Genomic DNA, 5,861 nt, shown 5'->3' on the forward strand with positions numbered 1-5,861 from the left:
GCTGAAACGCCTGAAAACTCTGTCCGGATGTTAGAAAATTTAGAAGAAAAATATCCGGGAATTTGATGTGAAATCATCATAACACAGCCTGCTCCGGAAAACAAGATGCATGAAAAAATTCTCTGGGCAAGAAAAGCTCTCCGCCTTTCGGCGAAGAGCTTCACTTTCAACCCGACCATTTCTATACCGCATATCGGTCAGCGGTAAACTTTCTTTGTACCTAAATTGTTATTCCAGTTCTATCGACACCTGTGTTCCCAACCAGACTTTCTTCTGTTCGGTCCCTTTTTCTCCGATCCAGGACGTTCCGTGATCGTCTGCAGATATGCTGACCGTAAAGTACTCAAAATTGTACACTACGGGACCCTCTCCCAATTCTATCGCCTGTCCGGTTGCATCGTAGTCCTCCAACCCTCCTGCAAATACGACTTCATACGTCCCTTTAGGTATCAGCGCATTTTCTTTTAGCACATAGATACCGTTTTCTCCAAACTCAAATACGCCCTCACCACTCTCAGGCGCAGCCTCTACCTTCAGTAAGCCTGTGTTCAGAAAGATCGTTATCGTCAGGACAACACTCAGCAAGAGCACTGTCATTCTCTTCACAAATCTCTTTATGTTTGTTTCCTCCCGTCCGGTTCCCTTGTTTCCTGTCAAAAACAAAATGTAACCCCAGTTTAAGGGTATCATATCACTTCCCGGCTGGTTTTCCGAAGGCTATTTCAACATATATTGTTTCAGTTCCTGCCTTTGATGGATCCCCAGCTTCTGCAGGACTGCTGATATATATCTTTTTACCGTATGCACGGATATGTTCATGTGTGCCGCAATCTCCTGGTTCGTCCACCTTCTTGCCGCCAGCATGGCAGCCGCAAATTCTGTGGTTGTCAGGTCATCCGCAACATGGTGTCCGGTTTCCGGATTATGTATTTTTCTCCATCCATCAAAAAACCAGTAGGTAATCGCTATGATCCGCTTAAAATCCTCCGGCCAGCCAGGTTTGATAACCGCCTCAAGCATTCCACCCAAAAGCCCGTGATGTTCTCCAAATCCTTCAAACAGGTCGTCCGGCCATGCGATTTCCTATGCACCAGCAGATGGCGGTGTGCGCCTCTGTCTGTTTTAAATTCATATAATCCATCTCCGCGACCAGATGAAGGCAAATCGCCGGGAAGGGATTCAGAGTATACCGGGCATGCTGGATCTGTCCAACAGACAGATTTGCATACGCATAGATCAAACAGGCAGAAAACCGGCATGCCACATCAGGACAGATAAGATAAAGTTCTGCCTCCTGCATGGCTTTATCCATCTGACCGCTGAAATAATGATACTCCACTAACGCGATATCTTTCCTTGGCCCATCCTCCATACCTTGTATATAATCCCGGCAGCTCTCCGGCGTAAAGGACGTGTTCATCAGCGGCATAAACCCGATAAATATTTCCTGCTACAGATTGGCATGAGAAACCACTGTTCGTTTTTCTCTTTTCTTGGATCCTGCGGTTTTCCGCATCAGAGAAAATCCCCCGCCTCGTGGCGAAAAACCTTGCTTTTCTACATCTATATTTTAACAGGCAGATATGGAGAATATAAGAGAAGATGTATGTCCTTCTGCGCGGCCAAAAATGAAATTTTACATTCCAATACTTTTCTCTTCCATAGGGCCATCTCCTGCGTTTTTATTCTCTTACCTTTAGCCGTTCTACCAGCAGATCAAGAACTGCATTCTGATGTTCCGGATCTGTCCGCGCTATCTCCAGACAACTCGCCAGCTTATCATACAGCTGCCCGCATAAATATTTCGCATCCTCCCGGAACTGATCTCCAACCGTCGGATTTCTGCGCAGCTGATCCAGCAGCATTACTGCCAGAACATCTGTTATCAGTTCTGCGATCAACGTCGGATTCACTTCATCATACGGATCAACAACCGAGAAATAACTTTTTGCACTTAACACATCTACATGCACGTATTGACACGCCTGCCGATAGAATATCCCGTATATTTCCTGATCTTCACTGCAAAACAAATACTTTTTAAGTTCTGCATTCCCGACTTCTGCGTCCTGTATCTTTCCTGTACTTATATAGATAATCTTCCGATAATTAACCGAACCATCCTTTTTCTTCGCAAAACAATAATTTTCCTTATCGATACGCGGCAACAGACGTTCATCAAAAAAGCCTCTCTTTCCATTGATCGCGCAAAGATACATATAATTTTCAAATATACTTCTCGCAAGTGCATAAATACATTCAGGAAGATTTATTTCCCTCAATTGCCTGATACTTTCTATTGTCTTGATCGTTTTCAGCGCTGAAAACATGCAGTAATCCTTCTCTGTCTTCATCTCGAACTCACGAATATTAAGACTTCCGGAATGACGGCGGATATAATCATTCAGACATGAGATCAAGGCTTCATTCGTATAATCCAGATTATCTTCAAGATAAGAATTCGCAAGCACCACATACTGCAGAGCGTTTGTTGTATGCTGAAGTTCTCCATTAACGGCTGTGCGATAAGCCTCGCACCATTCCTCATACTCCTGAAGATCCTGCTCAGAAATCTGATCAAGTCTGTCTTCAAACGGCATAAGACCGTCCATCTTATATGTCGCATAAATCTTCTCTTCCGGCATCCCTGCTTTCTGCAACGCATTTACAAGTGAGAGCAAAGAACGGTCATTATAAATTGGTAAAAATGAAAACACATACTCCTCTTTCGGATCGCGCCCATAATATTCCCGGAATTGGGACTTCAGACAGTCCAGTATATCCATAGCCTCATCTGACAAGGGTACTTTTTTAATAACTCCGCGCTCTGACATGCCATAAGAAAAACTTTTCTTTTTACAACATTCACCATATACTTTCCCACTGCCGCAAGGACACAGCTTATCATCCGGCCACTCCTGGAATTGTCCCTTATCTTTCATATAGTAATCATCCCTTTCTTTTTTCAACATAATACCAAACACAAAACCCACACTCCTACGCAAATGTGGGAATGCGGGCTTTAATTTCTTATTCTACTCCAGTTCTATTGTTCCCGGGGGTTTACTGGTCAGATCGTAGAATACCCGGTTAACCCCCTTGACTTCATTAATAATCCGGCTCATCACCTTCTGCAGCACTTCAAAGGGGATCTCCGCCGCCTCAGCGGTCATGAAGTCGATCGTCTTCACCGCGCGCAGCGCCACTGCATAATCATAGGTCCGCTCGTCGCCCATGACGCCCACGGAGCGCATGTTGGTCAACGCCGCAAAGTACTGGCTGATCTCCTGATCCAGCCCGGCTTTTGCGATCTCCTCCCGGTAAATGGCGTCGGCATCCTGAACGATCCGTACCTTCTCGGCGGTCACTTCGCCGATGATGCGCACGCCAAGTCCCGGGCCCGGGAAGGGCTGGCGGAACACGAGCTCAGCCGGGAGTCCCAGCTCCAGGCCAGCCTTGCGGACCTCATCCTTGAAGAGGTCGCGCAGGGGCTCGATGATCTCCTTAAAATCTACGAAATCCGGCAGGCCACCCACGTTATGGTGAGACTTGATCACTGCAGACTCGCCGCCCAGACCGCTTTCCACCACATCCGGGTAAATGGTTCCCTGAGCCAGGAAGTCTACGGCTCCGATCTTCTTTGCCTCTTCCTCAAAGACGCGGATAAATTCCTCGCCGATGATCTTACGCTTCTGCTCCGGCTCGGTCACGCCGGCCAGCTTCCCATAATATCTTTCCTGGGCATTGACCCGGATAAAGTTCAGATCAAAATCACCCTCCGGTCCAAAGACTGCCTCTACTTCGTCGCCTTCATTTTTGCGAAGCAGACCGTGATCTACGAACACACAGGTCAGCTGTCTGCCGATGGCTTTGGACAGAAGACCTGCCGCCACGGAAGAATCCACGCCGCCGGACAGGGCCAGGAGGACTTTTCCGTTACCCACCTTTTCCCGGATCGCCTGGATCGAACTTTCCACAAAGGAATCCATCCGCCAGTCTCCGGCGCAGTCGCAGACACCGCGCACAAAATTATAAAGCATCTTGGTTCCCTCTGCGGTGTGAAGCACCTCCGGATGGAACTGGATCGCATACAGTTTCTGGTCTGCATTTTCCGCCGCAGCCACCGGACAGTCTGCTGTGTGGGCTGTGATCTCAAATCCCGGCGCGATCTTGGAAATATAATCAAAATGGCTCATCCAGCAGATGGTTTTCTCAGACACATCCTGGAATACCCTGGAATCCTTTTTATCGATCAGGACCTCTGTCTTGCCATATTCTCTGACATCCGCCTTCTCCACCTTGCCGCCCAGCACGTGCATCATCAGCTGTGCGCCGTAGCACAGGCCAAGCACCGGAATCCCCAGCTCAAACAGCTCCTTTGAATAGGTAGGGGAATCCTCCAGATAACAGCTGTTGGGGCCGCCGGTCAGGATAATTCCCTTCGGATTCATGGCCTTGATCTTTTCAATATCAATACGATAGGAATAAATCTCGCAATATACGTTACATTCCCGGACCCGTCTAGCCACCAGCTGATTATACTGGCCGCCAAAATCCAGGACAATGACTAACTCTCTTTTCACCCTCGTTTCTCCTTTCGTTTTTGTCAAATCTATTCCATTATAAAGTAAGAAAACAAGATTGACAATGCTATTTTCCACTTTCCCGCACGCATCCGGTCATCATTTCTTAAGAAATGGCATGGTGCTTCCATTTTCCGCTGCGATACCGGAGCACAAAACAGAATTCCCGTACCAGCCAGTCGATGATCATGGCCACCCAGACGCCAAACACTCCCATGCCCAGGTATTTGCCCAGCACATAGCTGAAGATCACCCGGAAGATCCACATGGATGTCACGGAAATGATCATGCACATCCGGGCGTCTCCGGAGGCCCGGAAGGTGGCCGGCAGCGTAAAGGACAAAGGCCAGAACAGCGCCGAGCAGACCGCGTAAAAGATCACAATCTGCGACGTCGTCTCTGCCGTAATGTCTGACAGATTGTAGATCTTCAGGATCAGAGGCAGCGCCACGACAATGATAAGATTCGTAACGATCAACGCTCCGTGGGTAATAAGGATCAGCTTTTTGGTGTAATATTTCACCTGTTCATAATCCCCGGCCCCCACACAGCGGGCAATGACCGTAGTCACCGCAAGCGCAATGGCCATCCCCGGCAGTACCTGGAAAGACGCCAGAGTATTGGATACCGCATTGGCCGCAATGGCGTAGGTTCCAAAGGTAGATACCAGACTGAGCACAATGATCTTGCCCAGCTGAAACATACTATTTTCCAGTCCGTTCGGAACACCTACACTTAAAATCTTCCGGATCAGGGAAAAATCCGGCCTGTAGCGGAGGGACCGGGTCACCGAGATCTCCCGCCTGCTGTCGCAAAGCAGCACCATGATCAGCACCGCCGCCACGATCCTGGACACCAGCGTAGGGATCGCCACACCGGCGGTACCCATCTTCACCCCATAGATCAGAATCGCATTTCCTGTGACATTAATGATATTCATGACAATAGCCACCCGCATGGAGATCTTGGAATTGCCCATGGTCCGAAAAATGGCTGCGCCGCCGTTATACAGCGCGATAAAAGGAATGGAGGCCGTCACGATCAGAAGATAGGTATTGGCGTGACCCATCACGTCCGCGTCAATCTGGCCGAACACTCCGTGAAGGATCCAGTGTCTGCAGGCGTAAATGAGAAGTGTAATCCCCACGGCACAGATGGTGATAAACCACACCAACTGATCCGCCGCCTTTCCGGCGCCCTCCTTTCGGCCCTGGCCCAGATACTGGCCTGGGCCAGGGCCGAAAGGAGGGCGCCGGAAAGGCGGCGGATCAGTTGGTG

General features: G+C 48.8%; 6 protein-coding genes. All 6 read right to left on the reverse strand.

The genetic code is table 11. From position 1 onward, the window contains the following. Positions 1 to 228 precede the first annotated feature (228 nt). The gene (locus tag H6A13_RS12400; protein WP_204909857.1) at positions 229 to 597 is read right to left on the reverse strand and encodes a hypothetical protein; all 369 of its coding nucleotides are present in this window, start codon (positions 595 to 597) and stop codon (positions 229 to 231) included. A 120-nt stretch (positions 598 to 717) separates the two neighbouring features. Continuing rightward, positions 718 to 1,020 carry a response regulator transcription factor gene (locus H6A13_RS12405; protein ID WP_204909858.1) on the reverse strand — a complete coding sequence of 101 codons (303 nt, stop codon included), beginning with the start codon at positions 1,018 to 1,020 and terminating at the stop codon, positions 718 to 720. A 34-nt stretch (positions 1,021 to 1,054) separates the two neighbouring features. Continuing rightward, the gene (locus H6A13_RS12410) at positions 1,055 to 1,429 is read right to left on the reverse strand and encodes a hypothetical protein (RefSeq protein ID WP_204909859.1); all 375 of its coding nucleotides are present in this window, start codon (positions 1,427 to 1,429) and stop codon (positions 1,055 to 1,057) included. Between the two features lie 253 nt (positions 1,430 to 1,682). Then, a complete protein-coding gene (locus tag H6A13_RS12415) occupies positions 1,683 to 2,984 on the reverse strand; it encodes an SEC-C domain-containing protein (RefSeq protein ID WP_204909860.1) in 1,302 nt (433 codons plus the stop codon). 51 nt (positions 2,985 to 3,035) lie between these two features. After that, positions 3,036 to 4,583 carry a glutamine-hydrolyzing GMP synthase gene (gene guaA / locus H6A13_RS12420; protein ID WP_204909861.1) on the reverse strand — a complete coding sequence of 516 codons (1,548 nt, stop codon included), beginning with the start codon at positions 4,581 to 4,583 and terminating at the stop codon, positions 3,036 to 3,038. A gap of 106 nt (positions 4,584 to 4,689) precedes the next feature. Further along, a partial coding sequence (locus tag H6A13_RS12425; protein ID WP_338043078.1) for an MATE family efflux transporter occupies positions 4,690 to 5,861 on the reverse strand: 1,172 nt, incomplete at its 5' end.

This window comes from Mordavella massiliensis (assembly GCF_016902415.1).
GTDB classification, from domain to species: Bacteria; Bacillota; Clostridia; order Lachnospirales; family Lachnospiraceae; genus Merdimonas; species Merdimonas faecigallinarum.